This is a genomic window from Streptomyces sp. NPDC026515 (genome assembly GCF_055567595.1).
This window is the reverse complement of sequence record NZ_JBVHQD010000015.1, coordinates 215,604-233,507: the sequence shown is the minus strand read 5'-3', so window position 1 is coordinate 233,507 and position 17,904 is coordinate 215,604. Positions and strand designations below refer to the sequence as shown.

Here is a 17,904-nt window from a genome sequence, read left to right as displayed (position 1 = left end):
GTGACCAGGACCCTTCCGTCACCGGTCGCCGCCGGCCCGGACGAGCGGTTCGGCCCCCGGCTGTGGGGCCTGCTGCTCGTCCTCGCGGGCAACATGCTCATCGACGCGCTGGAGGTGTCCGTCGCGGTGGTGGCACTGCCCGCCATCGGCACGGACCTCGGGGTGGCGCCGACCGTCAGCCAGTGGGCGATGACCGGCTTCGCCGCCGGCTTCGGCGGACTGCTGCTGTTCGGCGCCCGCGTGGTGACCCTGCTCGGCCGCCGCCGTGTCTATCTGGCGGCCCTGCTCGCCTTCGCCGCCGCGTCCGCGCTCAGCGCCCTCGCCCAGGATCCGTGGCTGCTTCTGGCCACCCGCCTGGTCAAGGGCTTCTGCGCGGCCCTCACGGCCCCCACCGGCCTGGCCATCATCACCAGCACCTTCCCCGAGGGCCGCCCCCGATCCCGCGCCGTCTCCGTCTACACCCTGTTCGGCGCCGGTGGCTTCACCGCGGGCCTGATCCTCTCCGGCTGGCTGACGGAGACGTCCTGGCGCTGGGCGTTCGCGTTTCCGGCACCGGTGGTGCTGGTGCTGTTCGCGTTCGGGCTGAGCCTGATCCCGAAGGAAGCCGACCCGAACCCCGTGACGAGGAGTGGTGGCGGCGCCCCGAAGGGGCGCGGGGCTGTACCGGACTTGCGGCTACCGCCGCGTGGGCGCGGCCAGCCCCCACCGAGCCGCACCCGAACGACGACGTCGCGGCGCTACGACATCCCCGGCGCCCTCACCCTCCTGGCAACCCTCCTCGCCCTCGTTCAGGGCATCACCCAGCTCCCCGGCCGCGGCTGGAGCGACCCGAGAGCCGTCGGGCCGCTCTGCGCGGCCGCACTGCTGCTGGCGGCGCTGTGGCAGATCGAGCGCAGATCGGCCGACCCCCTGTTCGAACTCGGCCCCTTGCGCAGCAACCCCGCCCTGCTCCGCTCCGCCGCCGGCGCCGCCTGCCTCAACGGCTCCTACCTGGGCCTCCTGTTCGTCCTGACGTACCGGACCCAGACCCTCGGCCACTGGTCCCCGCTGCACGCCGCGCTCGCCCTCACCCCGGCCGCCGCACCCCCCGCGCTCACCGCGCTCGCCTCCGGCCGCCTGGTCACCAGGTTCGGCGCCCCCCGTCTCATCGTGGCCGGCGCCGCCTGTGCGTTCGCCGGTTACCTGCTCCAACTGCGGCCCCACGCATGGCCGTTGGACTACCCCGGCCGCATGCTGCCCACGCTGCTGCTGGTCGGCGCGGGCTTCGTGCTGTCCTTCGCCGCGCTGAACATGCAGGCGATGTCCCGCCTCGCGCCCGCCGACAGGCTCACCGGCAGTGGCCTGTACCAGACGGCCGTACAGCTCGCCGCGGTCGTCACGGTCGCACTCGTCGCCGCCCTGCTCGCCGCCCGGGCGCCCGCGCCCGGCGCCGGCCCGGCCGTCGCGGCGGACGCCTGCCGGCCCGCGCTGACCCTGGTCGCCGTCCTCGGCTTCCTGGGCCTGCTCGTCGGCCTCACCGGCCTGATCCGAAAAACCCCACCCTCCTCACTCCACGACGGGGAATGACCATGGACCAGACAACGCAGACCTGGGTCTTCGACGGCCTGGAGGACGAATTAGACGATCTGGACTACGAGTTCGAGCGCGACCAGATCGTCGAGGTGATCCCGCCCAGCCTGGCGCACCTCGCCTCCGTCGGCCTCGCCGAACGCACCAGGATCATCGACGCCTACGTGCGCGGCGAACTCGCCCGGGTGCTGCGGGTGTCGCCGGAGAGCATCGACACCGTGGGCCGCCCGATGAACAGCCTGGGCATCGGGTCCATCAACGGCCTGGAGCTGCAGCGCCGGATGGAGGCCGCGCTGCGCGTCGACGTCAACCTCAACCGGCTGCTGCGCGCCAACAGCGCCGCCGAGCTGGTCGAGTGCCTGGCCGGACAGCTCGGCCCGGAGGACAGTCCGCACAAGCACGCCGGGAGGGCCGAGTACCACCTGGTCGCGCACGACGCGCCGAGCCCGAGGTGACCGGGCGGATGCCGGTGCTGGAGTTCGGCACGGCCCCCCTCGCCGTCGCCCTCAGGCTGCCGGCCGCCGGGCAGCTGGACGTCTGGCTGGTCCGCCGGGCGCAGCTGGAGACCGCGGCCGAGCTGCTCGACCTGTCCGAGCTGAGCGAGGCGGAGCGCCGGCGGACCGCGTCCTTCGTCCGGCCCACGGACGGGGTGACGTACGCCTCGGCGCACGTCGCCCTGCGCCGGCTGCTCGGGGCCTACCTGGGACTGGCCCCGCAGGACGTGCCGTTCGTGCGGGAGCCCTGCCCGGGGTGCGCGGAGCCGCACGGCCGCCCGGCCGTCACCCACCCCGACCCGCCGCTGCACTTCTCGCTGGCGCACAGCCACGGCATGGCCGTGGTCGCCGTCTCCCGTGCGGTCGTCGGCGCCGACGTGGAGCGGCTGCCGCGGGCCGAGACCGTCGAGGTGTGCACCCCGGCGCTGCACCCGGGGGAGCAGGCGGAGCTGGCGGCGCTCGACGACGCCGGGCAGCGGCGCGCCGCGTTCGGGCGGCTGTGGACCCGCAAGGAGGCCTACCTCAAGGCGCTGGGCACCGGTCTGTCCCGCGACCCCGGCCACGACTACCTGGGTGCCGACCGGCACCGCAGGCCGGCCGGCTGGACGCTGCTCGACCTGCCGTCCGGACCCCGGCACAACGCGGCCGTCGCGGTGCGCGGCGGGGCCCCTGAGCAGGTCACCGTGCGCTGGGTGCCGCCGTTCGCGCTGTACGCGGGACAGACGGTCGACCTGGACACCGACGGCACCGTGGGCGTGCCCGTGCACCGGGGCGCCGAAGGCACGACCACCGCAGTATCCGACTGGGGAGCGTGACCCACCAATGTCACTCGAACAGAAAGCCGACCGCCCGAGTCTGCACGACCGTGAGCACCGCGGTCAGTGGAGCGCCGCCGAGCGGATCGAGGAGCTCGGCCTGATGAAGGAGGCCGCCCGGCACGGCGATCCGCTCGCCACCGAGCGCCAGCACGCCAAGGGCAAGCTCACCGCGTACGAACGTATCGAACTCCTGCTCGACGAGGGGTCGTTCAACGAGGTCGAGATGCTCCGCCGGCACCGGGCCACCGGCTTCGGTCTGGAGAAGAAGCGGCCGTACACCGACGGGGTGATCACCGGCTGGGGCACGGTCCACGGCCGTACCGTCTTCGTCTACGCGCACGACTTCCGCATCTTCGGCGGCGCCCTCGGCGAGGCCCACGCCCAGAAGATCCACAAGATCATGGACATGGCGGTCGCGGCCGGGGCCCCGCTGGTCTCCCTCAACGACGGTGCCGGCGCCCGGATCCAGGAGGGTGTCTCGGCCCTCGCCGGCTACGGCGGCATCTTCCAGCGCAACACCCGCGCCTCCGGGGTGATCCCGCAGATCAGCGTGATGCTCGGCCCGTGCGCGGGAGGCGCCGCCTACTCGCCGGCCCTGACCGACTTCGTCTTCATGGTCCGCGACATCTCCCAGATGTTCATCACCGGACCCGACGTGGTCAAGGCGGTGACCGGCGAGGAGATCACCCAGAACGACCTCGGCGGCGCCGACGTCCACGCCACCGCCTCCGGCGTGGCCCACTTCGCCTACGACGACGTGCGCAGCTGCCTGGAGGACGTACGGCACCTGCTGTCGCTGCTGCCGTCCAACAACCGCGACCTGCCGCCCCGGGTGCCCGGCGAGGACCCCGCCGACCGGCGCACCGACCATCTCCTCGAACTGGTCCCGGAGGACCCCGGCCGGGTCTACGACATCCGGTCCGTCATCGAGGAGATCGTCGACGACGGCGACTGCTTCGAGATCCAGCCCGGCTTCGCGACCAACGTGGTGTGCGCGCTGTCCCGGCTGGACGGCGAGGTCGTCGGCATCGTCGCCAGCCAGCCCGCCTCCTTCGCCGGCGTCCTGGACATCGACGCCAGCGAGAAGGCGGCACGGTTCGTGCAGTTCTGCGACGCCTTCAACATCCCACTGGTCACCCTGATCGACGTACCGGGCTTCCTGCCGGGCGTGGACCAGGAGCGCAACGGCATCATCCGGCGCGGCGCCAAGCTGCTCTACGCCTACTGCAACGCCACCGTGCCGCGCATCTCCCTGGTGCTGCGCAAGGCCTACGGCGGTGCCTACATCGTCATGGACTCCCGCTCGATCGGCACGGACCTGGCGCTGGCCTGGCCGTCCAACGAGATCGCCGTGATGGGCGCCGAGGGCGCGGCCAACGTCATCTTCCGCCGGGAGATCGCGGCCGCCGACGACCCCGAGTCCACCCGCGCGCAGAAGATCAAGGAGTACCAGGCGGAGCTGATGCACCCCTACTACGCGGCCGAACGGGGTCTGATCGACGACGTCATCGACCCGCGGCAGACCCGCTCCACCCTGATCCGCGCCCTGGCGATGCTGCGAAGCAAGCAGGCCGACCTGCCGTGCCGCAAGCACGGCAACCCGCCGCAGTGAGCACGGCGGAGGCCGCGACCGGCCCGTACGGCGCGGGCGGCGCGGGAGCCGCGGGAGGCACCGCCGGCTCGGGCGGCACCGGCGGCCCGGCCGGCGTGGGTGGCTCCGGAGGCCCGGCCGGCACCCGCGATCGGGCCGGCACCGGAGGCGCGGACGGTACCGGTGGTACCCGCGGCGCCGACGGCGCCCTGGTCATCAGGGTCGTGAAAGGCGCGGCGAGCCCCGCCGAGCTGGCCGCCCTGACCACCGTCCTGCTGGCCCGCGCGGCCGCCCTGGCCGCAGCGGACCCCTGCCCGCTGGAGCCCCGCCCGGTGGCCGGCTGGCGCCGCCCGGAACGCCTCGCGGCGCACCGCGACCCCCGCGGCTGGCGGGTCGCGGGCAGTCCCGCGGCCTGACGGCCCCCTCACCCGAATTGGAGTCACGGACCCCATGACGTCCCCGTCCCTCGACCACGCCGGCACGGTCCTCGAACTGCGTGCCGAGCTCGACGCCCTGCGTGCGGAGTTCGCCGTACTCGCGGACCGTGCGGCCGTCGCCGAACTGATCGACCGCTACATCACCCTCCTCGACACCCAGGACGAACACGGCTTCGACCCCGCCTGGCCGGCCACGGTCTTCACCCAGGACTGCCGGCTGGAGTTCCCGGTCGGCACGGTCGAGGGCCGTGACCAGGCCGCCGCCTTCCACTACGACCGCAAGTCCCGCTTCGCCCGCACCCACCACCTGGCCGCCAACTACGGCATCCGGGTCGACGGGGACACCGCCCGGATCCGCGTCCATCTCGTCGCGTCCCATGTCCACCACGACGACGGTCCGGACCCGGACGGCCGCTTCGACATCGGCGGCCACAGCGAGGGCGAGGCGGTCCGTACCCCGGACGGCTGGCGGCTCAGCCGCTGGCGCTTCCACCTGATGTGGTCCGACGGCGCCGGCCCGCGCCCCGGCCCCGACCCCCGTGCACTGCGCAGCTCCCAGCCACGCCCACGCCAGACGAAAGGACGATGAGACCGTGTCAGCCACACCGACCACCGCGCTCGACCTGGGCGCCCTGCGCGAGACTCCCGGCGACGACCGGCGGCGCGCGTTCGAGACGTTCCTGTGCCGGAACCTCGCCCAGCACCTGGACATCCCGCCGGCCCACCGCATCGCCCGCAACCGGCCCCTCTACACCCAGGGCATCGACTCCCTCACGGCCCTGACCCTCCAGCGCACCCTGGAGTCGGCCCTGAACATCCCGGTGCCCGCCCATCACCTCCTGCGCGAACAGTCGGTGGGTGAACTGGCCGCGACGCTGAGCGACTTGGTCGGCCGGGCCTGAGCCCGCCGGTCTCCTGTGCCGTCGGGTGCGAGATGCGCGGCATCTCGCACCCGACGGCACAGGAGACTTCCGACAACGATGTCAGGTCTGGTCCCTCCGAGGCCGGCGCCCGTCCCGTGGCATGCTGAGAGCCGGACGGACCGAGAGGCGGCGGACGCGAATGGACTGGGCCGGGTTCGCTCAGCAGCTGGCGTCGATGGCGCGGGATCTGCTGGCACAGGAGTCGGTCGACGCCACGCTGGCCCGGATCACCGAATCGGCCACCGAGCTGGTGGAGGGCTGCGACGCGGCCGGGATCCTGGTGCTGCACGGCAAGGAGGTCCGGACGCTCGCCCCCACCGACCAGCTGGTCGTCGACAGCGACCGGCTCCAGGAGCGGCTGGGCGAAGGCCCGTGCTTCGACGTCGCGCGGGCGGAGAACGACGAGCGGGTGTTCCGCATCCGGGACTTCACCCGGGAGCAGCCCCGCTGGCCCGAATACGCCCCCGCCGCCCACCGGCTGGGCGTGGGCAGCATGATGGGCTTCCTGCTGTACACCGAGGACGAGGAACTCGGCGCGCTGAACGTCTACTCCCGTCGGCCCGGCGCCTTCACCGAAGCCAGTGAACTGGCCGGCTGGCTGCTGGCCTCCCACGCGGCGGTCGCCTTCTCCAGCGCCCGTACCCAGGCCCAGCTGGAACACGCCGTCACCACCCGGCACGTGATCGGCGAGGCCATGGGCATCCTGATGGGCGGCCACCACCTCACCGAGGAGCAGGCCTTCGGTGTACTGCGCCGCTACTCGCAGGAGAACAACATCAAGCTCCGCGAGGTCGCCCGCCGGGTCTGCGAGGAGGGTCCGCTGTCCTGAACGCGGTGGCCGGCCGGTCGCGCGCGGCGTCGACTACGAGCCTTTCTCGGCTGCCCCCGGCGCCCGCGCCCGTGATCGGCGAGGCACTGCCCGAACGGCTCCGGAACCCGGCACGGCCTGCGGTTTCCCGTGAAGGCGGACGGTTGCGGAGTGGGCGCCCCCGGCAGGACTCGAACCTGCGGCCAAGCGCTTAGAAGGCGCCTGCTCTATCCACTGAGCTACGGGGGCCGGCTGTGCTGGCCTCGTACGTACTGCCCCGGTCGGGCCGGTCCGTGACGTTGCCGGGGACAAGGATAGAACTCCCCGGTCCTCGTCCCGGTTGCTTCGCCTCCGTGGCTCAATGTGGAGGTTCGGTGAAGCGGTCCTGATAATCGCAGGCAGGTACGAATCGTGCATCGCTTTTGGCGCCCGACGCACCGGGTGTTGTGCACTCGTTATGCCTGGACTGTGCCTCCGTCCCAGTCGTCCCTTCCGCCCGTTGTGTTCTGTCGGCGCGCAGACATGTCTATATGCTTCAGAATTCCCCTAAAATTGGGCATTCTTCGCATGTGGTGACCTTGGACGTACGGCCCCAGCTGCTCGACACACTCTCCGCTCTGCGCGACCGTGTCGCCGCCGCACGCTTTCCGTTGCCCCTGGCGGGGGCCGCACGCGCGCGTGCCAATCGCGACGAACTGCTCGCCCAGCTCGACGACTACCTGGTGCCCCGGCTCAAAGAGCCCGACGCGCCGCTTCTGGCCGTCGTGGGCGGATCGACCGGTGCCGGCAAGTCGACCCTCGTGAACTCTCTGGTGGGCCGCCGCGTCAGTGAAGCGGGTGTGCTGCGGCCCACCACCCGCACACCGGTCCTGGTCTGTCATCCGGAGGACCATCACTGGTTCAGCGGCATGCGCGTGCTGCCCGACCTCGCACGCGTGTGGGTGCCGCACCAGGAGCCCGGCGACGACCCCCTCCTCCCCGGCGAGAATCCCGGGCGCGTGCTGCGTGTCGAGACCGTCGACAGCCTCCCGCGCGGACTCGCCCTCCTCGACGCCCCCGACATCGACTCCCTGATCGTCGACAACCGTTTTCTCGCGGCCGAGCTCATCTGTGCCGCCGACATCTGGGTGATGGTCACGACGGCCGCGCGGTACGCCGACGCCATCCCCTGGCATCTGCTGCGCACCGCCAAGGAGTACGACGCCACCCTGGTGACCGTCCTCGACCGGGTCCCGCACACGGTCGTCTCCGAGGTCTCCCGGCAGTACGGCGCCCTCCTCACCAAGGCCGGTCTCGGCGAGGTGCCCCGGTTCACGGTGCCCGAGCTGCCCGAGTCCGCGTGGGGCGGCGGGCTGCTGCCGGCCACCGCCGTCGCCCCGCTGCGCGCCTGGCTCCTGCAGCAGGCCCAGGACCCCGGCGCCCGCCGCCAGACCGTGGCCCGCACCGCCCACGGCGTCCTCGACTCCCTCAAGGCCCGGCTGCCCGAGCTGGCCGGCGCCGCCGCCGCCCAGTACGCCGCGGCCCTGCGGCTGAACTCCGCCGTCGAGACGGCCTACGACAGCGAGCACGCGCGCGTGCGCGGCCGGCTGCAGAACGGCACCGTCCTCGCCGGTGACGCCCTCAAGCGCTGGCGTGCCTTCCCCGTCGACTGCGCCGCAGGCGAACTCCTCGACGCCCTGGTGGAGGGCCTCGCCGCGCTGCTGCTGTGCGCCGTCACCGCCGCCGACGAACGCATCGACGACTCCTGGCGCCGTGAACCCGCCTCCACCGCCCCCGGACTCACCGACCGCGACCCCTCCCTGGAGAGCGCCGAGCACCGCATCGGCCTCGCCGTCCGGCGCTGGCGGCGCGAGCTGGAGGAGTACGCCGACGACGAGGTGCGCGAGCTGGACCGCAGTGTCGCGCCGGACTCCGAGGCGGTCGCCGCCCTGGTGGCCACCGCGCTGCTCGGCGGGCGCCGCACCCGGGCGGCGGGGGAGCGGCTCGCCGAACGCATCGGCGCCCACGGCGCGCTCCGGCTGCGCGACCGGGCGGGACGACTGCTCGGGGAGCACGTGGACCGCGTCATGCACACCGAACGCGAACGCCGGCTCGCCCCGTTGGACGCCCTGGACGTCCACCCCGAGCCCCAGGCCGAACTCATCGCCGCCCTGTCCGTCCTCCAGAAGGAGAGGTGACTGGTGACCGCCGTCACTGACCACGACCACACGGATCGCATGGAACGCACGGATCACACCGGTGACTGCACAGGCGACCGACCGGGTGACTTCGCCGGCGACCGACCGGGTGACTTCACCGGTGGCTGTTCCGGTGACCTCGAAGGCGCCGTGCCCGCGCCGGACGCCGCGCCGGACGCGGGACGGGAGCCGGGACGACAGGCGAGGCGGCAGCCGGGCCGGGAGGCGGGCCGGGAGTCCGTGCCGGACCGCGCCCGCGACGCTGGTCCCGACCCGGTGAAGGCCGCTGCGAAGGACACCGCGAAAGGCACCCTCATGGAGTCGGTCAAGGATTCGGGGAGGGACTCGCGGAAGGTCCCGGGGCGGGACTCGGCGACGGGTCCGGCGACGGGCGCGGGGACGGGCGCGGGGACCGGCTCCGCGCCGGATCGCCCGCCGGGCGCCGTGAAGGACCGTACGGGTGCCTCGTCGCCGCGCCTCGCGAAGGACCCCGTACCGGAGGGGGCCGAGGACCGGCGGGACGGCACCGCGGCGGCGCCGGCGGCCGGTGCCGGGGGCGCCGCGGAGAGCGACACCGAGACCGTCCCGCACGCGCGCGTGCGGGAGCAGGCGGAGCCGGAGCGGCGGGAGCAGGCGGAACGGCGGGAGCCGCTCGGGCCGGGTGACGACGGCCAGACCGCCGACGAGGACGTCTGGGACGACGGTCTCATCGCCCGCCGGGTCACCGAGACCGCCAAACCGGCCGTCCCCGTCACGGAGACCCGGGGCCCGGGCGCCCCGCCCCCCGCCCCGCTGGCGTACGAAGGCCGGCTGCGTGCCCGCCTCGACGCGCTGCGCGAACTCGTCGGCCTGTCCCGCACCCGCCTCGACAGCCAGACCCTCTCCGAGGCCGGACGGGTCCTGGACGAGGCCGCCGCCCGGCGCCGGCTCTCCGGCCAGCACACCGTCGTCGCCATCGCCGGTGCGACCGGAAGCGGCAAGTCACAGCTGTTCAACGCGCTCGCCGGAGTCGCCATCTCGGAGACCGGCGTACGGCGTCCGACCACCGCCGCGCCCATCGCGTGCAGCTGGAGCGACGGCAGTGCGGCCCTCATCGACCGGCTCGGCATCCCGGGCCGGCTGCGCCGCCGCCCCGTGCACAACCCGGAGGCGGACGCGCAACTGCGCGGGCTGATCCTGATCGACCTGCCCGACCACGACTCGGCCGTGGTCCAGCACCGCGACCACGTCGACCGGATCCTGAAGCTGGTGGACGCGGTGATCTGGGTCGTCGACCCCGAGAAGTACGCCGACGCGGTGCTCCACGAGCGCTATCTGCGGCCCCTGTCCGGGCACGCGGAGGTCATGTTCATCGTCCTCAACCAGATCGACCGGCTCCCCGGCGAGGCCGCCGACCTGGTCCTGGACGATCTGCGCCGGGTGCTCGACGAGGACGGCGTCGCGCTCGGCGAGTACGGCGAACCGGGCGCCACGGTGCTCGCGCTGTCCGCGCTCACCGGCGACGGCATCGGCGAACTGCGTGAGTCCCTCGGTCAGTTCGTCTCCGAGCGGGGCGCGGCGGCCCGCCGGGTCGCCGCCGACGTCGACGCCGCCGCGGCCCGGCTGCGGCCGGTGTACGCCACCGGGCACCTCCCCGGGCTCAGCGAGGAGGCGCGCGACGACTTCGCCGGCCGGCTCGCCGACGCGGTGGGTGCCACCGCCGCCGGCGAGGCCGCCGAACGCGCCTGGCTGCGCAATGCCAACCGGGCCTGCGGCACCCCCTGGCTGCGGCTGTGGCGCTGGCACAAGGGGCGCGGCGAGCAGCAGCCCACGGGGCGCCTGCAGCAAGCCCAGCCGGAGGAGGAGGCCACCGCACGGCAGCGCGTCGAGCAGGCGGTGCGCACGGTCTCCGACCGGGCCTCGGCAGGCCTGCCCGCGCCCTGGGCGCTGGCGGTGCGGGAGGCGGCCGTGCGTGGCTCGCAGGGGCTGTCGGAGACGCTCGACGGCCTGGCCGCCCAGGCCGGGCTGCCACCGGGGCGGCCGCCGCGGCCGGGCTGGTGGCCGGTGGCGGTGCTGGCCCAGGCCGCGATGACGCTCCTCCAGGTGGTCGGCGGACTGTGGCTGGTCGGGCAGATCGCCGGGGTGATGGCGCCCAACCTGGGCGTGCCGGTGCTTCTGATGGTCGCCGGGATCGTCGGCGGGCCACTGGTCGAGTGGGGCTGCCGGATCGCGGCCCGGGGACCGGCGCGGCGGTACGGCCTGGAGGCGGAACGCAGGCTGCGGGAGGCGGCGGCCGGGTGCGGCCGGGCCCGGGTGCTGGATCCGGTGGCGGCGGAGCTGCTGCGCTACCAGGAGGTGCGGGAGCAGTACGGCAGGGTGACGCGGACCGGCGCCGGGGTGGGGTGACGACGGCCGCTGTGCGCGGGTCCGGGGTGGGGTGGGGTCTGCCGGTCGCCGGTCAGCAGACCGTTGGTCCGTGACGGGTGAGGTGCGTCCTGGCGGATGCGGGTCACCCGTCCGGGTGGCGGGGTTTTCCCCAGGCCGGCGGTGGTCCACAGCGCTCAGCGGGTCCGGCCCGGCGACGGCAGTCTGGGTCCCGCGGCGATCGCCACGAAGGCGGCCGCCGCGATGGACACAGCCGTACGGGACGGGCCCGTAGGCGGAACCGCCCCGGCCCCGGCGGCCGGGCGAGGGAGGGGTTCGTGATGAACGAGACGTTGGTCTGCGCGGTGGGAAACGTGGCGACGCAGCCGGTCTACCGGGAGTTGGCGGCGGGACCGTCGGCGCGCTTCCGGCTGGCGGTGACCTCGCGTTACTGGGACCGTGAGAAGAACACCTGGACGGACGGCCACACCAATTTCTTCACGGTGTGGGCGAACCGGCAGCTCGCCACCAACGCGGCGGCCTCGCTGTCCGTCGGTGACCCGGTCGTCGTGCAGGGGCGGCTGAAGGTGCGCACCGAGTCCCGGGAGGGCCAGCAGTGGACCTCCGCCGACATCGACGCGGTGGCGATCGGCCACGACCTGGCACGCGGTACGGCCGCCTTCCGGAGGGCCGGGAAGCCGGATACGGCGGCACCGGCGCCACCTCGCCCGGAGCCGGACTGGGAGACCCCGCGGGAGTCCCCCGACACTCCCGCGCGACAACAGCCGGAACCGGTGACGGTGCCGTGAAATCGCTGCGGATGAAGGCCTGTTCGGCATAACCCACCCGAACTGCGGCTCAGCAAAGGCACCTTGACGGTCTGTCGGCGAGGGCACTTGCAAGTGCCCGTCCCGACAATCAGATGGATTTGTCGACAACCGCCGCTCATCCGGCACCAGGCGATAACGATTACGGATCGGATCGCTCATCCGACCATCTCACCGGGATTGAGCGGTCCGGCTGATCCATAGGATGCCGGGCGTGGCCCCTGGGGTAGCCGATTCTGCTGGTGGGACCACCCCCCGCGGTCAAGGGGTCCTGCTCGAAGGGGAATTCTGTGCTCGCTGCGTTCTCTGGTCCCTCGGCGCCCGGTGCGTCCGCCAGGCACTCCGGTATGTCCGTGCCGGCGAGAGGCGTGACCCGCCTCGCCGCCGCCGCACTGGCGTCCGGGCTGGTGGCCGCCGCCGTGCTGACCGGCGCGGGCCGGGCCGCGGCCGACGACGGCACCGGGCAGAGCCAGAGCGGGGCGACGGCCACCATAGGCGGCCTGAAGACCTACGGCGAGGCCGTCGTGCACGGCGACAGCGGCGACGAGCAGGTGGCCGCGGGCCTGTTCGAGATGTCCGTGGACGGCGGCGGCACCCTCCAGACGTACTGCGTCGACCTCCACAACCCCACCCAGAGGGACGCCAAGTACCACGAGACGGCCTGGAGCGGCACCTCACTGGGCGCCAACACGAACGCCGGCAAGATCCGCTGGATCCTGCAGAACTCCTACCCGCAGGTCAACGATCTCGCCTCGCTCGCCCGCGAGGCCGGAGTGGGCACCCTCACCGAACAGGACGCTGCGGCCGGCACCCAGGTGGCGATCTGGCGCTACTCCGACGGCGCGGACGTCGACGCGGTGGACCCGCAGGCCGAGAAGCTCGCCGACTACCTGGAGAGGAACGCCCGCGGCCAGTCGGAGCCGGAAGCCTCGCTGACCCTGGACCCGCCCGCGGTCTCCGGCCGGCCGGGCGACCTGCTGGGCCCGGTCGAGGTCCACACCAACGCGCGCACCGTCACCGTGGTCCCGCCCGCCGACGCGGCCCTGAGCGGCGTACGGATCACCGACCGGAGCGGCAGGCCGGTCACCACGGCCCAGGACGGCGGCGAGCTGTACTTCAAGGTCCCCGACGACGCCACGGACGCGTCCGCCGAACTCACCGTGCAGGCGTCGACCACCGTCCCGGTCGGCCGCGCCTTCACCTCGGAGAGCCGCAGCCAGACGCAGATCCTGGCCGGCTCCAGCGAGTCCACGGTGGCCGCGACCGCGAACGCGACCTGGGCGGAGCAGGGCGCGATACCGGCACTGTCGGCCGAGAAGAACTGCGCCGCGGGCGGCGTGGACATCACCGCGGCCAACACCGGCGACCAGCCGTTCACCTTCGAGCTGATGGACACCGAGCACACCGTCCCCGCGAACACCTCGCGGACGGTGACCATCCCGCTCCAGGAGGACCAGGTCTACGACTTCACGATCACCGGCGCCAACGGCCTCGAACGGCGCTTCACCGGCGTCTTCGACTGCAAGACCCAGGCCGCCGAGAGCGGGCTCACCACCCAGACCCTCAGCGAGCCCAGCCCCGCCTCGGTCGGCGGCACCGCCTCCGACGTCAACCTCGCCGCGACCGGCGGCGACTCCGCGACCGGTGTGATCACCGGCGTGGCCATCGGCCTGGTGGTGATCGGCGGCGCGGTCCTGGTGATCCTGCGCCGCAGGGAGAACCCGACGGGCGACTGACCCCCGCCGCAGGGCCGCGCAGGGCAGTATGACCCCATGACCAAGTCGCCGTCGGTGCTCTCCCTGTGGTCCCAGGACTCGGTCCTGTCGATCGGCTCGGTGGGATCCGTCCTGTCCGTCGGGTCGGTCGGATCGGCCCTGTCCGTCGGCTCGATCGGCAGCGCCCTCTCGGTGGGCTCGATCGGCTCGGCGCTGTCGCTGATCTCGGCTGGCTCATGGCTGAGCACGGGATCCGTCCTGTCGGCCCAGTCCCGCTGGTCGGTCCTCTCCTGGCGCTCCTCCCACGCCTACCGCACGGCCGGAGCCGTGACCGCGGCGGCGGCGACAGCCGTCCTCCTCCACCGAGCCCTCCAGAAGCCTCCGCCCGACCGCGGCTGATTCCCCCGACGGCCCCTGTGCTCAGAGCTCGATGCGGTCATAGGTGCCGTCGTGGAAATTGAAGGTCTTCACGTCCAGGGCGTACTCGTCGCGTATGTGGCCGCCGTAGCCCTGCTGTGCGACGTGCGGCGCGATCAACTCCAGCAGCGCATCAAGCTGGAGCGTGAGGTCGTCGATCCATTCCATACGGACGAACAGGTCCCAGGCGCGGGGTTCCCCCTCTGATCCCCCGCTGATGCTGTCGGCTCTCGTCAACTACCTGACCGCCAACGATGCCGGCCCCGGCTTCTACCAGCTCGCCAAGGAGCTTCAACTCCTGCCCATGAGTGCGTCGAAGGACGAGAAGGACAGCTTCTGGATCAAGCAGGCCCGACGAGACCACACCGCGGCCGTTCGCCCAGGCCAGCGCACGAACGATCCCCAAGTGCTCGCAGCTTCCCAAGCTGCGAGCTTCAGCCGGATGTCCGGCGTACTGTCGCTTGCCTGCTGTCCAGCGCGTCACTCATCTCCCGAGGTGTCCCTCGGGCAGAGCAAAGGCGTTGCCGGGGTTTCGGTACGAGTGTCCACCGTCGTTGATCCAGGCGCCGTCTGCCAGTCTCCAGTGAGCAGGTGCCCATTGGCCCTGGTTCTCCAGGAGCATGCCCGCCACTTCGGCAGGCTCTTCGATCAAGGTGAGAGCGGCGAGAGCGGTAGTCAGGGTGGTGGCCGCGTCGTCGGGAAGTCGCGCATCGCCGAGTGTCGGAAAGAGCAGCAAGAGCCGCGCGTCGGGGTCGGCAATGCCCTCTGTGGCCGGATGTCGGGCAGCGGACAGCAACTCCGGCCAGGCCATGCCCGGTCCCATGAAGTGACCGTCATCCACGGCAAGGGTTTCCGCTGCGGACCAGGCTGGGTGATGTATCAGGTAGTCCACCCCGTGGTCACCCTCGATGTTGCGGTAGACGGCGTGAATGGTGTGCCCCGAGGACAGCGGCACGCTGAACACCGGCCACTCCCGCTCGGAGGACAGCCCGCGATACGGCTCCATGGCCGCGTCCCAGTCAGCGCCGAACGCAGCTCGCTGCGCGTCCTCCCCCTGCAACGAAGTGCCGAGGTGCACGGGCCAGAACAGCGGATCATCCAGGTAGGCACTGTCCTGGACCAGAGGGCCCTCTTCGTATCCCGGGATCCTGAGCACGTGAGGATGATGGCACGAGGGACAGACACTGCCTCTGGGCTCGTGGTTCGGCCGTTCCGTCTCATTCACCATCGTTCGCCGACGTTCAGCCGAGACCAGAAGACCGCTCCCGTCCTCGGGCCAGCCGCCCCTGAACCCAGGTGAGCGACCCTGCCCGCACCCCAGCTCCCTACACCACAGTTGGAAAGCGTGCGTCGGCTCGCTCGTGGCCGGCCGATACGGTGTGGGCGCGTTGTCAGAGGCTGGTGGCATCGTGCCCGCATGGACACGCTCTTTGATTTTCCCGAACCGGAGACACACGAAGAAGCCGTCATTGCTCGCTATCGGCTGAGCGATGACCAATACGGCTCGCGTGCCGAGCGGGAAACGATCTTCGCCGCTGAGCGCACCATGACGGCCGCCGTCGAAGAGGCGCGAGTCGGTGAAGTGGATGGGAATGAGTTCGGCGGAGGCGAAGCCGTACTGTACGCCTACGGGGCGGATGCGGAGGCGCTCTTCAAGGTGATGGAGCCGGCCCTTCGCGGTGTGCCGTTCAGGCCGGCCCACGTCGTGCTGCGGCAGGGGAGCCGGGAGACGGAGACCCGAGTGGATCTGTGATGCGGTACAGCAACGGAGTACAGCAACCCCAGCAACCGTCAGCACCCAATGTCGGCCGTCACGCCCCTCCCCGCAGCCTGTATGACCTCTAACGGCCGATCTCTGCAGAGCTACGGATCAAAAGCTGTGCTGAGCGCGACGCCCCAGCCTCTTACGAGTCGTCGCGCTCAGCTCCCAGTTCTGTCTGTCCGGTCAGCGATAGGGTCATCGGCGACCGACAGTGACAGGCGAGCTACCGTCGTACTCGCTGAACCCCCAGGTCACAGCCCTCCAACCAAACGGGTTAACACCCAAGGCTGGACGTCAGGCAAGATGGGGTGTATCTGCCCACTGCCAGATTCAAGCTGCCGGACGGTTTCTCTTGGCTGAGTTCATTTACACCATGCGCAAGGCGCGCAAAGCGCACGGCGACAAGGTGATCCTCGACGATGTCACCCTGAGCTTCCTGCCGGGGGCGAAGATCGGCGTCGTCGGCCCGAACGGCGCCGGTAAGTCGACCGTGCTGAAGATCATGGCGGGGCTGGAGCAGCCGTCCAACGGTGACGCCTTCATCTCGCCCGGTTACAGCGTCGGCATCCTCATGCAGGAGCCCACGCTCACCGAGGACAAGAGCGTCCTGGAGAACGTCCAGGAGGGCGTCGCCGAGATCAAGGGCAAGCTCGACCGGTTCAACGAGATCGCCGAGCTGATGGCGACCGACTACTCGGACGCGCTGCTCGACGAGATGGGCAAGCTCCAGGAGGAGCTGGACCACGCGAACGCCTGGGACCTCGACGCCCAGCTGGAGCAGGCGATGGACGCGCTCGGGTGCCCGCCCGGCGACTGGCCCGTCACCACGCTCTCCGGTGGCGAGCGGCGCCGCGTGGCGCTGTGCAAGCTGCTGCTGGAGGCCCCCGACCTGCTGCTCCTCGACGAGCCCACCAACCACCTCGACGCCGAGTCGGTGAACTGGCTGGAGCAGCATCTCGCCAAGTACGCGGGTACCGTCGTGGCCATCACCCACGACCGGTACTTCCTCGACAACGTCGCCGAGTGGATCCTCGAGCTCGACCGCGGGCGTGCCTACCCGTACGAGGGCAACTACTCCACCTACCTGGAGACCAAGGCGACCCGTCTCAAGGTCGAGGGCCAGAAGGACGCCAAGCGGCAGAAGCGCCTCAAGGAGGAGCTGGACTGGGTTCGCTCCAACGCCAAGGGGCGGCAGGCCAAGTCCAAGGCCCGTCTGGCGCGGTACGAGGAGATGGCCGCCGAGGCCGACAAGATGCGGAAGCTGGACTTCGAGGAGATCCAGATCCCGCCGGGTCCGCGCCTGGGCAACGTCGTCGTCGAGGTCGACAAGCTGAACAAGGCCTTCGGGGAGAAGGTCCTCGTCGACGGGCTGTCGTTCACGCTGCCCCGGAACGGGATCGTCGGGGTCATCGGCCCCAACGGCGCCGGCAAGACCACCCTGTTCAAGATGATCCAGGGCCTGGAGACGCCGGACGCCGGTGACATCAAGGTCGGCGAGACCGTCAAGATCTCCTACGTCGACCAGGGCCGGTCCAACCTCGACCCGAAGAAGACGCTGTGGGAGGTCGTGTCCGACGGGCTCGACTACATCAACGTCGGCCAGGTCGAGATGCCGAGCCGCGCGTACGTGTCGGCCTTCGGGTTCAAGGGCCCGGACCAGCAGAAGCCGACCGGCGTGCTCTCCGGCGGTGAGCGCAACCGCCTCAACCTCGCGCTCACCCTCAAGCAGGGCGGCAACCTGCTGCTCCTCGACGAGCCCACCAACGACCTCGACGTGGAGACCCTGTCCTCCCTCGAGAACGCGCTGCTGGAGTTCCCCGGGTGCGCCGTGGTCGTCTCCCACGACCGCTGGTTCCTGGACCGGGTGGCCACCCACATCCTCGCCTACGAGGGCGAGTCCAAGTGGTTCTGGTTCGAGGGCAACTTCGAGTCGTACGAGAAGAACAAGATCGAGCGGCTCGGCCCGGACGCCGCGCGTCCGCACCGTGCCACCTACAAGAAGCTGACCCGGGGCTGATCACAC

Annotated in this window: 17 protein-coding genes and 1 tRNA gene; 15 read left to right on the top strand and 3 right to left on the bottom strand. The window is 71.8% G+C overall.

Features of this window, described 5'->3' with window-relative positions; all coding sequences use genetic code 11:
* The 8 genes from ACZ4O3_RS29610 (at position 1) to ACZ4O3_RS29575 (ending at position 6,661) form a co-directional block, all read left to right on the top strand.
* Positions 1-1,566, top strand: a complete 1,566-nt coding sequence (locus ACZ4O3_RS29610; protein WP_467725118.1) for an MFS transporter — start codon at positions 1-3, stop codon at positions 1,564-1,566.
* Positions 1,567-1,568: 2 nt separating this feature from the next.
* Positions 1,569-2,024, top strand: a complete 456-nt coding sequence (locus ACZ4O3_RS29605; protein WP_362730617.1) for an acyl carrier protein — start codon at positions 1,569-1,571, stop codon at positions 2,022-2,024.
* 8 nt (positions 2,025-2,032) lie between these two features.
* Complete coding sequence (locus ACZ4O3_RS29600; protein ID WP_467725116.1) at positions 2,033-2,878, top strand: 4'-phosphopantetheinyl transferase family protein; 846 nt, start codon at positions 2,033-2,035, stop codon at positions 2,876-2,878.
* A gap of 103 nt (positions 2,879-2,981) precedes the next feature.
* Complete coding sequence (locus ACZ4O3_RS29595) at positions 2,982-4,493, top strand: acyl-CoA carboxylase subunit beta (protein ID WP_467725144.1); 1,512 nt, start codon at positions 2,982-2,984, stop codon at positions 4,491-4,493.
* On the top strand, positions 4,490-4,888 hold the full coding sequence (locus ACZ4O3_RS29590; protein ID WP_467725114.1) for an acyl-CoA carboxylase epsilon subunit: 399 nt from the start codon (positions 4,490-4,492) through the stop codon (positions 4,886-4,888). Before ACZ4O3_RS29595 ends, ACZ4O3_RS29590 begins: the two co-directional genes overlap by 4 nt.
* Before the next feature lie 34 nt (positions 4,889-4,922).
* Positions 4,923-5,498 (top strand): nuclear transport factor 2 family protein, encoded by a 576-nt coding sequence (locus tag ACZ4O3_RS29585; RefSeq protein WP_467725112.1) that lies wholly within the window; start codon positions 4,923-4,925, stop codon positions 5,496-5,498.
* Positions 5,499-5,502: 4 nt separating this feature from the next.
* Positions 5,503-5,811, top strand: a complete 309-nt coding sequence (locus ACZ4O3_RS29580) for an acyl carrier protein (protein ID WP_467725111.1) — start codon at positions 5,503-5,505, stop codon at positions 5,809-5,811.
* Between the two features lie 160 nt (positions 5,812-5,971).
* Entirely contained in the window at positions 5,972-6,661 is a 690-nt protein-coding gene (locus tag ACZ4O3_RS29575; protein WP_362731109.1) for a GAF and ANTAR domain-containing protein, read from the top strand.
* Between the two features lie 155 nt (positions 6,662-6,816).
* Here the strand turns inward: ACZ4O3_RS29575 and ACZ4O3_RS29570 are convergent.
* Positions 6,817-6,889: transfer RNA gene (locus ACZ4O3_RS29570), tRNA-Arg, on the bottom strand.
* 320 nt (positions 6,890-7,209) lie between these two features.
* Here ACZ4O3_RS29570 and ACZ4O3_RS29565 point away from each other — a divergent pair.
* The 5 genes from ACZ4O3_RS29565 (at position 7,210) to ACZ4O3_RS29545 (ending at position 14,101) form a co-directional block, all read left to right on the top strand.
* Positions 7,210-8,817, top strand: coding sequence for a dynamin family protein (locus ACZ4O3_RS29565; protein ID WP_467725109.1), 1,608 nt, complete (start codon positions 7,210-7,212; stop codon positions 8,815-8,817).
* Between the two features lie 3 nt (positions 8,818-8,820).
* A complete protein-coding gene (locus ACZ4O3_RS29560) occupies positions 8,821-11,202 on the top strand; it encodes a YfjP family GTPase (protein ID WP_467725107.1) in 2,382 nt (793 codons plus the stop codon).
* Between the two features lie 299 nt (positions 11,203-11,501).
* Positions 11,502-11,969 carry a single-stranded DNA-binding protein gene (locus ACZ4O3_RS29555; RefSeq protein WP_467725105.1) on the top strand — a complete coding sequence of 156 codons (468 nt, stop codon included), beginning with the start codon at positions 11,502-11,504 and terminating at the stop codon, positions 11,967-11,969.
* A gap of 365 nt (positions 11,970-12,334) precedes the next feature.
* Positions 12,335-13,723 (top strand): Cys-Gln thioester bond-forming surface protein, encoded by a 1,389-nt coding sequence (locus ACZ4O3_RS29550; RefSeq protein WP_385003107.1) that lies wholly within the window; start codon positions 12,335-12,337, stop codon positions 13,721-13,723.
* Positions 13,724-13,759: 36 nt separating this feature from the next.
* Entirely contained in the window at positions 13,760-14,101 is a 342-nt protein-coding gene (locus ACZ4O3_RS29545; RefSeq protein ID WP_362720294.1) for a hypothetical protein, read from the top strand.
* 21 nt (positions 14,102-14,122) lie between these two features.
* Here the strand turns inward: ACZ4O3_RS29545 and ACZ4O3_RS29540 are convergent, their stop codons facing one another.
* A complete protein-coding gene (locus ACZ4O3_RS29540; RefSeq protein ID WP_467725103.1) occupies positions 14,123-14,356 on the bottom strand; it encodes a hypothetical protein in 234 nt (77 codons plus the stop codon).
* A 247-nt stretch (positions 14,357-14,603) separates the two neighbouring features.
* Complete coding sequence (locus ACZ4O3_RS29535) at positions 14,604-15,275, bottom strand: hypothetical protein (RefSeq protein WP_467725101.1); 672 nt, start codon at positions 15,273-15,275, stop codon at positions 14,604-14,606.
* A gap of 261 nt (positions 15,276-15,536) precedes the next feature.
* On the opposite strand from ACZ4O3_RS29535, the gene ACZ4O3_RS29530 reads away from it, so the two are divergent.
* Both ACZ4O3_RS29530 and ettA read left to right on the top strand, forming a co-directional pair.
* Complete coding sequence (locus tag ACZ4O3_RS29530; protein WP_467725100.1) at positions 15,537-15,872, top strand: hypothetical protein; 336 nt, start codon at positions 15,537-15,539, stop codon at positions 15,870-15,872.
* 361 nt (positions 15,873-16,233) lie between these two features.
* A complete protein-coding gene (gene ettA, locus ACZ4O3_RS29525; RefSeq protein WP_362720282.1) occupies positions 16,234-17,898 on the top strand; it encodes an energy-dependent translational throttle protein EttA in 1,665 nt (554 codons plus the stop codon).
* The last annotated feature ends 6 nt before the right edge of the window (positions 17,899-17,904 follow it).